The organism is Aureibacter tunicatorum (assembly GCF_036492635.1).
GTDB lineage: Bacteria > Bacteroidota > Bacteroidia > Cytophagales > Cyclobacteriaceae > Aureibacter > Aureibacter tunicatorum.
On record NZ_AP025307.1, the window covers coordinates 85,515 to 101,349 of the forward strand.

General features: G+C 38.1%; 9 protein-coding genes. 6 read left to right on the top strand and 3 right to left on the bottom strand.

Going from position 1 to position 15,835, the window contains the following annotated elements; all coding sequences use genetic code 11:
* Positions 1 to 4 precede the first annotated feature (4 nt).
* Positions 5 to 1,264 (bottom strand): T9SS type B sorting domain-containing protein, encoded by a 1,260-nt coding sequence (locus AABK36_RS22970; protein WP_309942985.1) that lies wholly within the window; start codon positions 1,262 to 1,264, stop codon positions 5 to 7.
* Positions 1,265 to 1,511: 247 nt separating this feature from the next.
* Here AABK36_RS22970 and AABK36_RS22975 point away from each other — a divergent pair, with 247 nt between their 5' ends.
* The 4 genes from AABK36_RS22975 (at position 1,512) to AABK36_RS22990 (ending at position 10,574) form a co-directional block, all read left to right on the top strand.
* Positions 1,512 to 2,822 (top strand): DcaP family trimeric outer membrane transporter, encoded by a 1,311-nt coding sequence (locus AABK36_RS22975; protein ID WP_309942987.1) that lies wholly within the window; start codon positions 1,512 to 1,514, stop codon positions 2,820 to 2,822.
* 45 nt (positions 2,823 to 2,867) lie between these two features.
* Positions 2,868 to 4,259, top strand: a complete 1,392-nt coding sequence (gene gad, locus AABK36_RS22980; RefSeq protein ID WP_309942988.1) for a glutamate decarboxylase — start codon at positions 2,868 to 2,870, stop codon at positions 4,257 to 4,259.
* 180 nt (positions 4,260 to 4,439) lie between these two features.
* Positions 4,440 to 7,388: a hypothetical protein gene (locus AABK36_RS22985; RefSeq protein ID WP_309942989.1), complete on the top strand. Its 2,949-nt coding sequence runs from the start codon at positions 4,440 to 4,442 to the stop codon at positions 7,386 to 7,388.
* A gap of 183 nt (positions 7,389 to 7,571) precedes the next feature.
* A complete protein-coding gene (locus tag AABK36_RS22990) occupies positions 7,572 to 10,574 on the top strand; it encodes a hypothetical protein (protein WP_309942990.1) in 3,003 nt (1,000 codons plus the stop codon).
* Positions 10,575 to 10,577: 3 nt separating this feature from the next.
* Here the strand turns inward: AABK36_RS22990 and AABK36_RS22995 are convergent, their stop codons facing one another.
* Both AABK36_RS22995 and rarD read right to left on the bottom strand, forming a co-directional pair.
* Positions 10,578 to 12,035 carry a DUF389 domain-containing protein gene (locus AABK36_RS22995; RefSeq protein ID WP_309942992.1) on the bottom strand — a complete coding sequence of 486 codons (1,458 nt, stop codon included), beginning with the start codon at positions 12,033 to 12,035 and terminating at the stop codon, positions 10,578 to 10,580.
* A gap of 322 nt (positions 12,036 to 12,357) precedes the next feature.
* A complete protein-coding gene (gene rarD, locus AABK36_RS23000) occupies positions 12,358 to 13,260 on the bottom strand; it encodes an EamA family transporter RarD (RefSeq protein ID WP_309942993.1) in 903 nt (300 codons plus the stop codon).
* 211 nt (positions 13,261 to 13,471) lie between these two features.
* Between rarD and AABK36_RS23005 the strand changes: the two genes are divergently transcribed.
* Both AABK36_RS23005 and AABK36_RS23010 read left to right on the top strand, forming a co-directional pair.
* Positions 13,472 to 14,398 carry a ParA family protein gene (locus AABK36_RS23005; protein ID WP_309942996.1) on the top strand — a complete coding sequence of 309 codons (927 nt, stop codon included), beginning with the start codon at positions 13,472 to 13,474 and terminating at the stop codon, positions 14,396 to 14,398.
* On the top strand, positions 14,398 to 15,366 hold the full coding sequence (locus AABK36_RS23010) for a ParB N-terminal domain-containing protein (RefSeq protein WP_309942998.1): 969 nt from the start codon (positions 14,398 to 14,400) through the stop codon (positions 15,364 to 15,366). Before AABK36_RS23005 ends, AABK36_RS23010 begins: the two co-directional genes overlap by 1 nt.
* The last annotated feature ends 469 nt before the right edge of the window (positions 15,367 to 15,835 follow it).

Below are 15,835 nucleotides of genomic sequence, written 5' to 3' on the forward strand. Positions count from 1 at the left end.
TCTTTTATTTTTTCACCAACACAGAACCTTCTAGCACTGTCCCATTTCCTAAATCAATTTTATATACATGCACGCCTTCTGACACCAAGCCCGTATTTTGGCCTTTGCCATTCCAGCGATTTTCGATGTTGTAGTATTTAGTGTGAAACACCAATTTCCCATGACGAGTATACACACTCACTTCATTGTTTTCATAAGCATCAAGATTATGTATTTCCCAATCATCGTTTACTCCATCGTCGTTGGGAGTGAACATAGTGGGAATATCCGGATCGATTTCAATAGGCAGAATACTAATCACAATACTATCTTGGGCATTCTCAAACCCTCCATCCGAAGCCAGCAATTTCAATACCGCTTGTCCCGATTTTCCATGCTTATTTTCCAACCATATAACATAACCATCTTCCTGCTTCTCCAACTCAATTGACTCAGGATAAATAATTTCATTCTCATCAATAAAGTCAAAAACCAACGAGACCTCGTCATCCTTGTCAGGATCTATCACCGAAAACTTTATTTCATCCAAATTCTCATTGGCATAAATCTCAATATCTCCATCATGCTTGATCTGTGGTGGATCATTGACAGGAATAACATTGATAAAAAACTTATCCGTAGCGCTGAAATCAATTCCTCCATGGTCAGTGCCTCCATTGTCTTTCAAGTAAACCATTATTTCCGATATCCCATTTTGATTCGGAGCAAGCTCAAATCTTAACTGCCTGGTTTCTGCGTCAATAAAAGGCTCTTGAGCAAACATCTCCAAGTTGGTAGCGGAAAGAATAAATTCCATTTTTTGAAGCCCTTGGTCTCCGTCAAAGAGATCCATCACAAAATTTTCATAAACAACGCTACCGTCATCCTCGAGCTGTTCCAATATCTTTTTGGAAATAGTAAAACTTGGAGCTGAATTCACTTCCACAACTCGAATTCTGAGACTACTTTCAAAATCTCCAATGGAAGAACTAGCAAATACAGTAACTTCATGAATGCCATTATCCTCCTCCCCTGGACTCCAATTTATCACAGGGCTTGTCATGCTTTGCAATACTATGCCTTTTTCCAAAGACTGCATATCCAATCGAAACAGCCACTGTTCCCCATTTGGAGGGCTATTCAATAATTCAAACTCATACTCAAATTTACGTCCCTCAAAAGCTTCTTGCTCTGGAACCTCTCCAAACGGACTCGATTGTCCCCACCCAGCCAAAGCTTGAATAGTTATGATTGCCGTAAACAACCAATGCATTTTATTATTCATCTTCTTAATTAAAACATCCAATACAACATGCTAATATAAATTACTGATTTTTGTTAAAAAAATTAAAATAAAATGACATTAATCAGATATATTTTATTTTAAGCGATTTATTTTATCATATCTATTAAGTTCATCAGCTGATATATAAGTTCGAAATCGTTTTTTTAAAACTTAGAATAATCAAATCAATTATCACAAACTTTAAGTGGCTTCTCTTGTTCATCTTATGATTAATAATGAGTCTGCCATGAATTCCATATTCAAAAATTTTCTTTTTGTAGCATTGCTATTTTGCTTCTGCCATTACGCATCAGCGCAGGAACATGTGCCTTTGCACCAAACGAAAAAACAACGCAGCGGAGTAAAAGACTTAGTCATCCATACAGAGGGGAGCCAAAAAATCGACACAACATTAGTCAAAGACGTGTTCAAAAAAGACATCCCGAAAGTATTTAACGCGCCGGGCATACCTCGTTTCACAATTATTGGAAAAGAAGGGAAATACTATCTAGGCTTGGGTGGATATGTCAAAGCCAGCCTGGCTTACGACTTTGACGGAGCAATAAACAACCCTGTTGACTTTATAGTCAGCGATATCACAGTGCCGGAAATCAGTGGCCAAAAACAAATACTCCAACTATCTGCCATTACCAGCAACTTCTTCTTGAATTTTGTTCGATATCACGGCAAGCACAAATACAGCGCTTATCTCAACGGAAATTTCACTGGCCCAAATAATTCATTTCAAATCCAATACGCTTATGTAACATTCAATAATTGGTCTATTGGATTCAATGCGACACTGTTTTCCGATGTTGGAGCTTCCGTGCCAACAGTAGATTTTGAAGGTCCTAATGGATTCACTTTCATCAGAAACACAACCCTCTCTTATGCCAAATCATTCAATAGCAAATGGGCAATGGGAATATCACTAGAAGCTCCATTTTCCAGCGCAACCTATTCCGAACATACTAAAAGCTCTTATCAAAACGTACCCGAAGTGCCTGGCTACGTCCAATACTCTTGGGACAATAAACATTCTTGGATAAGAATCACGGGATTATTTAAAGCTATCGGATATCGTGACCTAGTTGAAGAGACTGAACGACACAAGATCGGGTGGGGAATTAAGGCTAGCGGCAAAGCAAATTTAACCAAAGACAAATTAACACTCTATTATCAGCTGGTTAGAGGAGAAGGCATCTCAACATACATTCAAGATCTGTATGAATTAGGAATTGACTATGTTCCGAACGGAAACGATCCTGGCAAATTGGAAACGGTAAAAACATGGGCAGGATATGCCGGAATAGAATATCACATAACGTCAAAATTATTTACTTCATGCACTTACAGCCATGCAAGGGTTTTTCTTCCCAAAGGCTATTCCGATGATTTACAATATGGATACGGTCAATATTTCGTAGCCAATATATTTATGAATATACGTCCAACCGTCCAAGTCGCATTAGAATATGTTTATGGCAAAAGAACTGATCAAGACCAAGCTTCCAATCATGCCAATCGAGTGCAAACGATGATACAATTCAACTTCTAGCCTATTGCATACACTTATTTACTAAACTATTCGAAATTTATTAATATGACTCACAAAAAAGTTTCTCTAACCAACTTAGATTATGATGAGCAATTCATTACTCCTGCTTATGGCCAAAGAGCGATGGATTCAGATATTCCAAAATACGAGTTGCCTGCCCAAAGCCTGCCTCCAAGAACTGCTTATGACCTGATCAAAGATGAATTAATGTTGGATGGCAATTCGAGGATGAATTTGGCGACATTTGTATCTACTTGGATGGAGCCGGAAGCAGTGCAGCTAATGTCGGAAACATTCGACAAAAACATGATCGACAAAGATGAATATCCTCAAACAGCCGAACTGGAGAAAAGGTGCGTCAATATACTTGCTAGACTTTGGAACTCTCCTGCTCACGAAGAAGCCACAGGCTGTTCAACAATAGGCTCTAGTGAAGCATGCATGCTGGGAGGAATGGCCATGAAATGGAAGTGGAGAGAAAGAATGGCTGCCAAAGGCAAAGCCACTGACAAACCCAATATAGTAATGGGTGTTAATGTGCAGATTTGCTGGGAGAAATTTGCAAGGTATTGGGATGTTGAGGCTCGTCTCATCCCCATGGAAAAAGATAGCTACAAGATTACCGCAGAGGAAGTATTGAAATATGTCGATGAAAATACTATTGGAGTAGTAGCCATCATGGGCACTACATTTACAGGTGAATATGAGAATGTTAAAGAAATCAACGACGCTCTCGAAGATCTCAATACGAAAACAGGATGGGATATCCCTATTCATGTGGATGGCGCTTCTGGAGCATTCATTGCTCCTTTCATTCAACCCGAAATCGAATGGGACTTTAGACTCAAATGGGTAAAATCCATCAATACGTCCGGTCATAAATATGGATTGGTTTACCCTGGTGTAGGTTGGATCATATGGAGAGACAGCAATGAGCTTCCTGATGACTTGGTTTTCAATGTTAATTATTTAGGAGGACAAATGCCTACTTTCGCTATCAACTTTTCCAGACCGGGAAGCCAAATCATCGCACAATACTATAATTTCATTAGGCTTGGGCATGAAGGCTATCGAAGCATACAGCAAAACAGCAGCGATATAGCTCAGTACCTTGCCAAAAAAATCGCCGATTTGGGTCCTTTCCAGCTGATAAGCGATGGAAGCGATATTCCTGTTTTCACATTTGCCCTCAAAAAGATTGAAAACTATTCTCTATTTGATTTTACAGCAAAACTCAGAGAAAGAGGGTGGCTGATTCCTGCTTATTCCATGCCTGAAAATATCGAAGACTTAGTCATCGCCAGAATCGTCGTAAAGGAAGGTTTCAGCAAAGATACTGCTAACTTGCTTCTAGAAGATATTAAAAGAGCAGTCAAGCATTTTGAAAGTAAAAAATCTATGAAGCCGACATTAAAAGGAGGCTCCTTTCATCATTAATCAATTTACCTTGTCATTCGCTATTCTAATTATAGTGAATGACTCCCCTACTCTTTCATCATTTCTCAACAAGCCGACACACTCGTCTCAATATAAAAGAAAAGATCAATTTTAACATAATAAAGCAACAAGCTTATCATTGATTAGTTATTTTTTTATTGAATCATTTACAGTCGCATAATGCCATTATACAAAAGTAGGCTACAAGAACATAAAACTAGAAGCAATACTGGCGGAAAAAGTGGCATTGCAAAATGGCCTCCCGGAATAAATGTTGTTCAAGCGATGATGACATCGGGAAGGTTCAGAGAGCTAACAATTGTAGATGGTGATCGCTCGGCTTTGTACGCTAACTCTGAAGAAATTTTCGAAGTCGAAAAACAACTGGATATCTACCATAGCCTCACGCCAAGCATAGAGGAATTGGAAGAAGAGTTTAAAAAACATGACACCTCTCCAGACGGAAATTTCACATTTTTAGGCAGTGTGATGGCACCGGAAGCGGAGCCATATGTGGATGCATTTCGTCTAGGGTATACTTTACTAAGCCAAGAAGTCTACAAAGGCCAGCAACACATTCTTCATGTTATAGAACAGTCCAAATCGAATCTGGAACAATTCTACCAAGTTAGAATCGACTTCACCAACCCGATACATTTGCGATTATCTATTCTTGCGAAAATCAGGAAACAACTATTTGAATGGAACAAAAGCAATTCCATGGGTGTAGGACAAAGTCCTGTTCGATGCGGAATTCAAGCTTTGCTCAATGACATAGATACAGAACATGAAAGTTTAATTGAAAAACTAAGAGAATATTCATTGCCAATATGGGCTGAAGCCAAGGGTATTCACCCCACTGCCTTGCACGAAGAGTTGGAGGCTATCTGGATGGGAGTAGATGATGCGATTGACTTTTCAGCTTTGCCTGAGCAACACCGTAAATCATTACTGTCCCAGATCGCTCAAATCGCAGAAAAACCCTTGGGCAGAAAACTACTTTTGTCCACTGGTCGTTTGGCCCATGGAGAAAAAAGCCTAGGTTACTCGCCATCAGAATATGATGAAAGAGGACTTGCATGCGGAGTGCTCAATTTAGCGTCATTATACCTTCCTGTATGGCCCAGACCTGAAGATTTGTCATTCAAAGGTCAAACCTTTGCGGGAAATGTGCATGTAGCAGAACAAGTCCATTCCATGAGGCAAATCAAAGTAAAACCTCAACTTGCCCCTCATTTTCAATGGAATTTCAAACCTCCTACTGAAACCGTCCATCTCTACATGCCAGAAATGGATTATTCAAAACTTTGGGGTTTTAAAGCTACAGAAGACGAAGATCCTCAATTTGCTTTATATCCTCCATTCTTGCATTTAGCCAATTCATTATTCGCTATAAATGATTATGCAGAAAACCCTCAAGTACCGGTACCTGCAAGACATGTCAGAATGCTTGATTTTGAGAACACTCTGAGAGGAGAGTACAGTCTGCCCAAGAGAAAGGGCATTCCAATATGGGCAGGAGAGCCAAATCCTGATTATGTAAAAAATGGCCTCCCCCCTCTTAAACACTACTACTGGAACAGACTAAGAAGAAAAATACATCTGCCCCATTTCCAAGAACAAATGGGAATGAAAGTCTCGCGTCCTGAAGAAATATCAGATTTCAACTCTCTATATCAAGTCGTCATTCATGCCATTCTGAGAAGCGGAGAGTCCGTCCCTGAGGAACTTAGCTTTAGTTATGTGCCAGAAGCTTCCAAACCAAAGCCTGACTGGACTGACGACATAAAACTCAAAGAATTTCTTCTCAAAAACAAGAGACATGTATTGAGCAAGTATTGGGAAGAAAGCATGGTAGCTTCATTAAAAGATGAACATGACCTCGACTTAGAGCTTGAAAGTCCAACAGCGATCATTGTAGGTGGAGAAGATGAAGCATTGCCAAGCAATGTTGTTCTGATCAACAAGCTAAAAGAATTCCTCAAAGATGATAGCGAAGAGTTAGTTGACAAACTTGGAGCAAGCTTATTCAACTCCGGTAAAAAAGAGGACGCTAAGAGCAAAGAAAAAGATGATAAAAGCAAAGTAAAAGATTCCGCGTCCTCAATTGGAGATGAAGCCAAAGACCTCATCTTGCCTACTGAAATTACCGAAATTCTCAGTATTGTCACCAATGTAATAGATGCAGTTAAAGACAGCTTTGTTTTTATCAAGGATGTTGTTAGCGATATTGCTGAAATTATCACCGAATGGGACTCCTTATCAGCAGAAGATATCATTGAAAAAGTATTTGATCGTGTAAAACAACTTGTTGAAACGGTCAAGTCAATACTTTCAGCAACTAATGAAGTTCTTAAAATATTTGGCATAGCAAGCACAGGATTGGCAACAGCCATACCTGCCTTAGGCATTGTCATCAGTATCATTGAAATAGCGCGTAGAGGCTTCACTCTTGCTCAATCCATCCGGAATTATGTGCTGATGTATCGTCAGCATCATAAGCTTTTCGAAAAGATGAAAGACGATCTCATTATCTCCAAATTGCTGAATGCGGACAATGAAGTCGACGAGCAATTGCTAAGAAGCCTTAGAGTTCAAGAAAACTTCGATGAGTTTTTCGATTCAATGAAAATCAATCGTCGAGCATCGTCTATCAAACGAACTTTGGATGAAGCAGGAGAACTCGACGTTTGCGAAGAACTTGAAGCCATCAATAGAGAACGAATAATAAAGGAATGCATATTCATAGCAACAAATGTGGTGAGAGTCGCTGCCAATATTACTACTTTGGCTGGAGTATCCGCTCCCGTTGGAATCGGATTGCAAATAGGAGCTTCAGCAGTGGAAGGTGGAATGTATCTTGTCAGATTCGGCGTTCAAAAATTCAGAGATGCTGGTTGGGGAAATCAAGATATGACCACACGAGCGATACATTTGCATCGTTTGGATGTCATCAAGGAGGTTGGCCGCATGATAGGATCATTTGATGGAAAATCAGAATTAAGAGCCGATGTGATTGAAGCCTATGTTCGCGCGACAGGAACGACGCTATACAAATTAAGCAAAGCCAAAAACAATGAAAAAAGAGTCCTGATGGTTTACAATGGAATGAAAGAACGATTTTGGTAAAAAAATAAAAAAAATGCTATCATTAAAAAGCATTTCATAATCCTGTCAATAAAACCCTCCTATCCAATGACAAATACTTTTACCTATCATTAGAAAAACGTATCATTTCTAAAGTCCGCCAACCTCGCAAAGCCAACCTTATCTCATCAAACCTGTTCACTACTCAGCAGAGAAGTCGAAGAGATGAAGTTAACGAGGGAGAAAGACAAGAAGGGCAGATCGCAACACGCAGGATTCTCAGGTCAAAATTCTGCATCTGCAAAACCGCCGGTCCAAGCAATGTTTGGTTGGCTAGAGCGTAGAAAAAAGAATAAAGAAGCAGAAAGAGAATGGAGACGATATTATGCGTCAGAAGAGTATAGAAGACAAGTTGCAGAAGACAATCAAGAGACTTATGGAGGCGACTCTACTTTTGGACAAACCGTAAAGTCTCCGGGTGATAGTGCTTTAGGTTTTGTCAATGTCTCTATGCCATATGACCGTAGAGAGACTCAATCTTTGGGAATGCCTGCATTAACTGAAACTGATGAAAGACTGGATATTTCTCAATCTGTACCTGCCAACTTGAGGCATCATAGAATTATTCATGAGCATTTCATTGAACCAAACCAACCAGCAACTACTGAAGTCGGATTAGGACCAACTTCCATTATCACATCCACAAGCACTCCAAAACTTGATACATTTGAAAGCCCCTCAGGAGTTCAAGTAAAATCAAAACCAACTCCAGTCGCTTCTGAACCAATGAAACCAAAACAACGACCTCTTACCCGCGCTCAAAGAAATCATAGCGAAAGAGGTTGGTGCCCTTGGAAAACCGGGCCATTGGAACTTGGCAATGAAAAATATTTCGGTTTTGTTTGCAGTGTCCTGAACTCTAGTTTAAGGCCAAGACTTATAGAGCCAGATGTGGTCAAACTAAGAAGCAGCGCCGTACAAAAACTTAGAGCCAAAGGAGAGTACGAAAGCGTGTTTCAAAGCGTATATTCCGAAATCAAGCAAACTCCTTCCGTAGACATGCACAATATAACAGCCAACGAAGACTTGGCTCATATAATTCTGTATGCAGCTCAAATGGAAGTTGAAGATCGATTAACAGAATTAGGCCCAGATTTGACTTACAGCCACTTGCCTTGGGGACAAGGGGAAATGCACCCTTCAAACCCTAAATATCAAGGCTACTTGCAATTCTTGATGTCGTCTCCCCTTTATGAATCTCATTATAGAGAAAAAATCAGCGAAGATTTTAGAAAAACACTGGTTTCCGACATGAGTAGAGAAGATATTAGCTATCAAACCATCTTCGATCAAAATAGAGAAACCATTGGAAATGCATTGGATAAGTTCGGTGAAGATTATCAAAATGAAGAATATAATCATTTGATGTGCTATGCCGCATATCTGGAAGCCAGAGAAGACGTTGAAGAAGTCAACCTTTTAGACGTATATATGCCGGGAATCAAAAGAGCGTATCCAGTCGCACCTCCCCCAATGCCTGCGCAACTTCCAGTAATGCCAGAACCATACAATCCTCATCAGCAAACCTATGAACCACCTATGATGGGAGCTAGAAATGATTTGAATTATTTAGAACCTACGGCTCCGGCTCCACTGCTAGAACCTGCGACCTTTGTGCCTCCTAGAAGTCAAGAATACGGAGTACAGTTGCCGAGTCCGAACCAACCTTTAGCAACTGAAGGATGGATAGGTGATGTCCCTCCTGCTATCAATCCTACATTCGCACATATTCCCTTGCAACAACCTCGAGCTGTAGATTCAACAGCCAGTCTTGAGGCTAGAGAAAAAGAAGCTAGGGATACGAGAGAAGCGGAAGAACGATCTAAAGAAGATGCGGAACTTCGTGATCAGGTAGCAGCACTTACTCAAAGTACACAGTTAGGAATGATTTTAGAACAAGATAGAGAATATCATCCTGAAAGAACGTCTCCAAGAATTTCTCCAGTGACATCTCCTGCAAGAAATAGAATCAGTTCTGTGAATATGACATCCGGAGAATACGAGGAATTCTTAAAAAGAACGGAAACTGAAGCATTTGAAAATATGGGGCATCATCCTATGCCTTCCGCTGAAGAAATACGAAGAAATGAAAAAGAGCTAGAAGATGCTCTTAAAATATCCGCCAAAGAAAATAAACGGACAACATACGGTATGAATATGCCTTTACTTGAGCCAGCATCTCCTTTGGGCACGCCTTTAAGCTCAAGTCCTGTAAGAACGAACCCAGCTGGGATCTACCCATTGCTTGAAAGCCATCCCAATAATCTGGACTTATCCACTCCCGGAGCTGCGTTGAATACGAGTGAAAGAAACAACTTTGAATACAACCGTCCTAGTGTATTGGATGATGAAGAGCCAAGATCCAAATTGACCTCTCGCCCACCAACTGAACAGCTTGAACAGTCCTTTGACATGGAAGCATTGCTTGAGGATCATAGAAAAATGGAAGAAGAAAGAGTCAAAAGGCTAGGACAAAGAACAGAATCAGTAGACCAAACCGATTTAGAAGAAGCTACCATGGCATCAAGGCAAAACCTCAGATACATGAGTGACATCGGCGAGGAACATGATATAGAAGCTCAAAAGAAACGTCTGGAGGAGTTCAACGCCATGAAAAGAAGCAGTCAAGAAGATCTGCCTCACTTAACAGGTGCTTCAAATGTTATTTCAAGTCAAGGAGCATCGGTTGTAAGTCACACAAGTCCACACTTAGCTCGCGCTACCACTGCAACATTTGACCCACATTCAGCAAGATATCAGCAACAATATGGACCTTTTGTCAATCCGCATGACAAAAAATCAGAAGTATATGATCAAATAGTTAGCGATGCCGGCAGGTTGCTTAGGAAGGGAGAGATAATACCTACTTACACGATCGGAGTTATGAACTATTCCATAGAAGCCAATGCCAAATTCAAAGAAAGCAAAAGCTATGACGAAGTAGTCTCTGAAGTTTTATCAATGGTAAGAGAGTATATTAGGCAAGAAGAAAAAGAAGAATACATATCTGAGCAAGGAATACAACTTATCGCTCACGCTGCATGCTTAAAAGGATACGAACTCCATTGTCTTGAAAGTGGTATTCCATTCAAAATCACCGTAGAGAGACATAAAGAAGCCGCGCGACACAAAACAAAAAAGAAAGTGGCCGCCGCAACAGCCATTTAATTCTTATAAGTGAATAACATCAACAGCAGCACCGTGCTTGACATTAAGGTAACTCTCCAACTTCTCCTTTGTTTTATGTCTTGAGATTCTAGCCTTGTTCAAAAATTTCCATTTGACAATGTAAGTAAGGTTTTCTCCCAGAGTATCCTGTCCATCCGTTGTCATATGTCCGTACGAGATTTTAGAAATCTCAGGAAACAATACTTTATACTCATTCATCACGTCTATGATTTCCGTTTTTTCAGTTCTTACATTCAAGTTTTCAATTCGACTAGACAAACTATCGCTGATCTCATTGCGAAGCTTCATTTCCATCGATCGCAAATTACCGCTCAATCGCTCTATATCCTCTGCCATTTGAGCTTTTTGCTTGTCAGGAGGAGCTGCTGTAGGGGTCAAGTCCAAAGCTATTCTCTTATTAGGGAAATAATTAAATATCAAAGACCCGCTAAATATGTCATTCAATGATGCTTCCAGCTTTCGTGTTCTATCTTCCTCGATATAATCACCAAAATAATATACTTGCAATGATTGAGTGCTATCGGATTTTTCTCTGATTGACCACCTTACGCCATTCTCCAAATCTTCGTGTATATTATTCGAAATAAATTTCTCAATGATTTTATCTTGAGATAGGCTTCTTAATGAAGTGTATAAAAAGTAAATACTTGGCACAAGCAATATGAACAAGAAAGCGTAAACAGCTCTTTTGGCCAGCTTTGCTTTTTGCTCATCAATCGACTTCATAAGCGGAAATTTCAACACTCTTACAATAAAATATGTTGAAATGCTTATCAATACAGTGTTGATGAAAAACAAATAAAAAGCCCCTCCGAAAATTTGAGTATCTCCCGTAGCAAGGCCATAACCGGCAGTGCATAATGGAGGCATCAAAGCAGTGGCAATCGCAACGCCTGGAACGGCAGTAGCATTGTTGCTTCTTGAGCCTGCAATAATTCCAGCCAAGCCTCCAAACAAAGCGACAAAAGCATCTAGAATAGTTGGAGAGGTTCGGCTTGTCATTTCATCGGTCAAATACCCATATGGTGAAATCTTGAAATACACAAAACTTGCCATCAAACTTAAACCTGTTGCTACTCCCAAATTTCTCAATGACAAAAACATGGACTCCTTGTCATTTATACCCACAGAAAGTCCTAAACCAAGTATTGGGCCCATCAATGGCGATACTAGCATGGCTCCAATAATCACTGCGGGTGAATTCACGTCAAGGCCTATGCAAGCTATCATCGTAGAGCATATCAGCATCCATAAATTAGAGCCTTTTAAAACAATCCCACCTTGAATATTGGTAATTGTGCCATTTACATCAGTATCTTCAGCCAGATTGACGATTCTGTCGATAACAAGCTTATTGTAGTTCCATAGGGATTTAAACGACCTATACACTAGGTTTTTATAAGCAATATGCTTGATTTTATCAAACCTGTTATTATTCATTCTATAAAAGTTATTGTCTGATAATTATTTTTGGATTAGAGCCGAATCCAAGCCAGCAACAAACGATTAAGTATTAATAATTCGTATGCAAGCCTTTAAAAATAATAAAAAATAAAATGAAAATACGACGAGCTAAAAAAAATAGAGCGAGTTTGAAAAATTCATTTTGATTATCGCATGTTAACTTATCAGAAATTTTTGACAAGCATTTTTTTGAATAAATTTCGTTAATGAACGATCAAATTTCAAAGTATCATTTTGATACATTGAAATTGAAATGAATCAAAATATCAAAATGATACTTTGATTCATTTCGGATATATCAAACAACTTCTTCCAATGAAGCTTTTTTGATTTTTCTAGCTGCGATTATTTTTCCACCGGAATAAATTGCAAGAGCGGACCAAATAAAGCCAAAGCTGATAGCATGCGATGAAGTAAAATCTTCACCAAAAAAGAAAACTCCTATCAAAAGCATCAACGATGGACCGATATATTGCAAAAAGCCCATAGTAGAATAGGGGATATGCTTAGCTCCTTCATTATACAAAAACAATGGCACAGTTGTCACAACTCCAGCAAATAAGAAAAGAAAATCATTCAACCCTGTATCATGCAAAAAGTAAGCATTGCCATTCATTTCTAAAAACAGCAAATATCCTAAAGCCAAAGGCCCTACCAATAAAGTCTCAACAAACAAAGAGTTGAGCGAATCCATCGCCAACCTTTTTTTCAGCATGCCATAAAATCCGAATGTCCCTGCCAAAACAAAAGAAATATACGGAAAACTTCCATAGCCAACTGTAAGATATAAAACTCCAATGCAAGCCAAGCCAACAGCTATTTTTCCAGACAAATCCAGTTTCTCATTAAAGAAAATTATTCCCAATACGACATTCAATAAAGGATTAATATAATACCCCAAACTGCATTGGACAGTGAAACCTGCGTTTACAGCAAAAATATAAACCACCCAATTCAATGATATCAACAACGAGGAAACAATCAAAGTAATCAAAGTGGATCTTTTTTTGAACGCTTCAAAAAGGCTTTTTCGGTTTAGCAATAATGAAACAGCCCATAATAATACGCAAGACCAAACAATTCTATGCGATAACACTTCAAAAGAATCAGAGCTGTTCACTGCTTTCCAATAGAGAGGCAATACTCCCCATATAATAAAGGCTCCGATAGCCATCAAATATCCCTTTAATACCTTACTCATGATACTCCAAACATATTTTAAAATAATAAAGCTCAAATTTAGCTGAACTGAAAATGAAAAACAATTTCAACAAATAATTGGAGAGGTTTTTGAAGATCATTTTCACAATATTTGTATAAATTCATATACAAAATATTCTCATAAATGATTTAAAATCGTTTGTTATGATTACAATATGTATTAATTTTAAGACATCAATATATTCTAAGCCATGATAACTAACGAAGACATTGTAAATTTTTTTAATGAGAATGACGCGATATCCATTTCAGTCATTGAAAAAAAAGCGGACTTGCCTCATTCAACACTCTCCAAAGCCATCAAAGGCAATCGTAAACTTAATAAAGAGCATATACGGAAAGTGCTTCCTGTCATCAAGCAAATTGGCTTTGACAAAGAAGCGTATCTTTGCAGAACGCTGGCTGTGGTGAATAACAAAGGAGGCGTGAGCAAAACTACAACTGTTCATGCGCTTGGCGTAAGGCTTGCCGAGCTTGGATTTAAAGTATTGATTGTAGATTTGGATAATCAATCAAACCTAACTGCCAACTGCGGAATCGAAGACTCTTCATTTCATATTCTTTCTCCAGGGGTTAAACCTTTGAATATCAAAGAAAACCTTGACTTGATACCTTGCAATATGGAATTAGACGAATTGCAAGAAGAATTAGCGGGAGAATATGATCAATGGACCAGAGTAAGAAGCATTTTAAGACCATATAAGGAAGTATATGACTTTATAATTATCGATACGGCTCCTAGTCTTGGTTTATTTACTGGAAACGCTGTAATCGCTTCGGATGAAATTATCATACCAACTCAAGCGCAAAGGAATTCCGTAGAAGGACTTAACAAGGTTTTTAGGCTGGTGGAAAACATTGGGGAAAAATTCGAAAGAAAACCAAAAATATCCGGTATTCTTGTTTCTCAATATCAAAATACCAGTGTCCAAAAAATGTATCATGAGATATTGGAAGAAAAATACGAAGATCTTTTATTCAAAGCTAATATTCCTTTGCTTACTGTTGTGCAACAAGCTGTGGCAATGAATGTGAGTATCTTCGAATTCGATTCCAAAAACCAAGCGGTGAAAGCTTACATAGAGTTAGCTGATGAAATTTTAAATCAAATGAATTAATGGCTTTGAAATTCAATAAAAATAAGGCTAAAGCAACCCAAACAGGCAATTTTGCAAATGCTGTTGGAATATCTGATGGCAGACGATTTAATTCGAAAACCATCAACTTTGTCATTTTGCCCGAACTGCAAGATCTATTGCCTAGATTAACCGTATCTGAAAAGAAGAAGCTCGAGCAAAACCTATTAAAACAAGGAATAATCGATCCTTTGGTTATTTGGCAAAGAAAAGATGAGTCTCCAGTGCTGCTTGACGGACATAACAGGTTCTCAATAGCCTCCGAACACAATCTGGATTTCCCAATAAAAACTTTAGAGTTTGATAGCATAGACGATGTCAAAAACTATATGCTAGACCTTCAAATGGGTAAACGAAACCTTATCAAATGGCAAGTAAGCTATTTCAGAGGAATGAAGTATGCTCGAATGAAAAATACTGCAGGAGGGGAGAGGGAAGGAGCTGGTCGAAAAAAAGACGGTAATATCTCAAATGAACTTGTTTCTTCAAATACAGGAATCGACTTATTAGATCAATATGCTTCGGAATTTGGCATAGGCAGAGCAACTCTAAATCGCGATTATAATTTTTATCTAGGCGTTGAAGCTTTGCCCGAAGATTATGCTAATCGATTTAAAGAACGTAGAATTAAAATACCTAAACAATCGATAGAACAATTAGGAAAAATAAATTCAAAAGAAGATTTAGATAAAGAACAAGTTGATAAATTTTTAGGTCATTTTGTTTCCTTAGATGAAGAAAATAAAATTGATGGAGATGATGTATGGTTGCAGTCAATAAAGCAAACAACTATAAATCAGTCAAAGTATAAGCCTGTAAAATTATCAAGTTTTATGAATTCTGAGCAAAAGCGTGTTAATCAATTCATAGAGCATGAATCAAAAGAAAGTTTGAAGAAAATAAAACAAGTGTATTTGAGCTTAATAGCTGAAATAGAAAGCCATTTGTAAATATTTTTCAATACATAAAAAGAACAACCAAACATGCTTGATATTTATGAGCTTTGTTTTGGTTGTTTTTTTATTTTATATGTTTTAATGTTTTAACCTTTTTAATGATTTGATTTTCAGTACTTTACACTGTAAAATAGAAACATATATATCATAAAGTGAAACATCAATATCATGTTTCGCAACACTAATATCATGCCAGAAAACATTCATATCATAAATAAGCAACATTTATATCATTGTATCATATTGAAATGAAACAAATATATCATAAGTATCACTATTGTACATTAAGGAAAACAAAAATATCATTTAAATTGAGTTGAGTACATCATTGAATGATATTTTTGTTGCTTTAAAGATTAATTGAAACATTTATATCATCATGGTAGCCTTGTATTTCTGTTGTTATAGATTCTTCCATGATATTTTCGTTGCTTTTCCATTTAAAAGAAACAAATATATCATA

Excerpts from the sequence above, each read along its gene's own strand:
- AABK36_RS22975 (WP_309942987.1), top strand. The coding sequence starts at position 1,512 with ATGAATTCCATATTCAAAAATTTTCTTTTTGTAGCATTGCTATTTTGC.
- AABK36_RS22985 (WP_309942989.1), top strand. The coding sequence starts at position 4,440 with ATGCCATTATACAAAAGTAGGCTACAAGAACATAAAACTAGAAGCAAT.
- AABK36_RS22995 (WP_309942992.1), bottom strand. The coding sequence starts at position 12,035 with ATGAATAATAACAGGTTTGATAAAATCAAGCATATTGCTTATAAAAAC.
- AABK36_RS22970 (WP_309942985.1), bottom strand. The coding sequence starts at position 1,264 with ATGAATAATAAAATGCATTGGTTGTTTACGGCAATCATAACTATTCAA.
- AABK36_RS22990 (WP_309942990.1), top strand. The coding sequence starts at position 7,572 with ATGAAGTTAACGAGGGAGAAAGACAAGAAGGGCAGATCGCAACACGCA.
- rarD (WP_309942993.1), bottom strand. The coding sequence starts at position 13,260 with ATGAGTAAGGTATTAAAGGGATATTTGATGGCTATCGGAGCCTTTATT.
- AABK36_RS23005 (WP_309942996.1), top strand. The coding sequence starts at position 13,472 with ATGATAACTAACGAAGACATTGTAAATTTTTTTAATGAGAATGACGCG.
- AABK36_RS23010 (WP_309942998.1), top strand. The coding sequence starts at position 14,398 with ATGGCTTTGAAATTCAATAAAAATAAGGCTAAAGCAACCCAAACAGGC.
- gad (WP_309942988.1), top strand. The coding sequence starts at position 2,868 with ATGACTCACAAAAAAGTTTCTCTAACCAACTTAGATTATGATGAGCAA.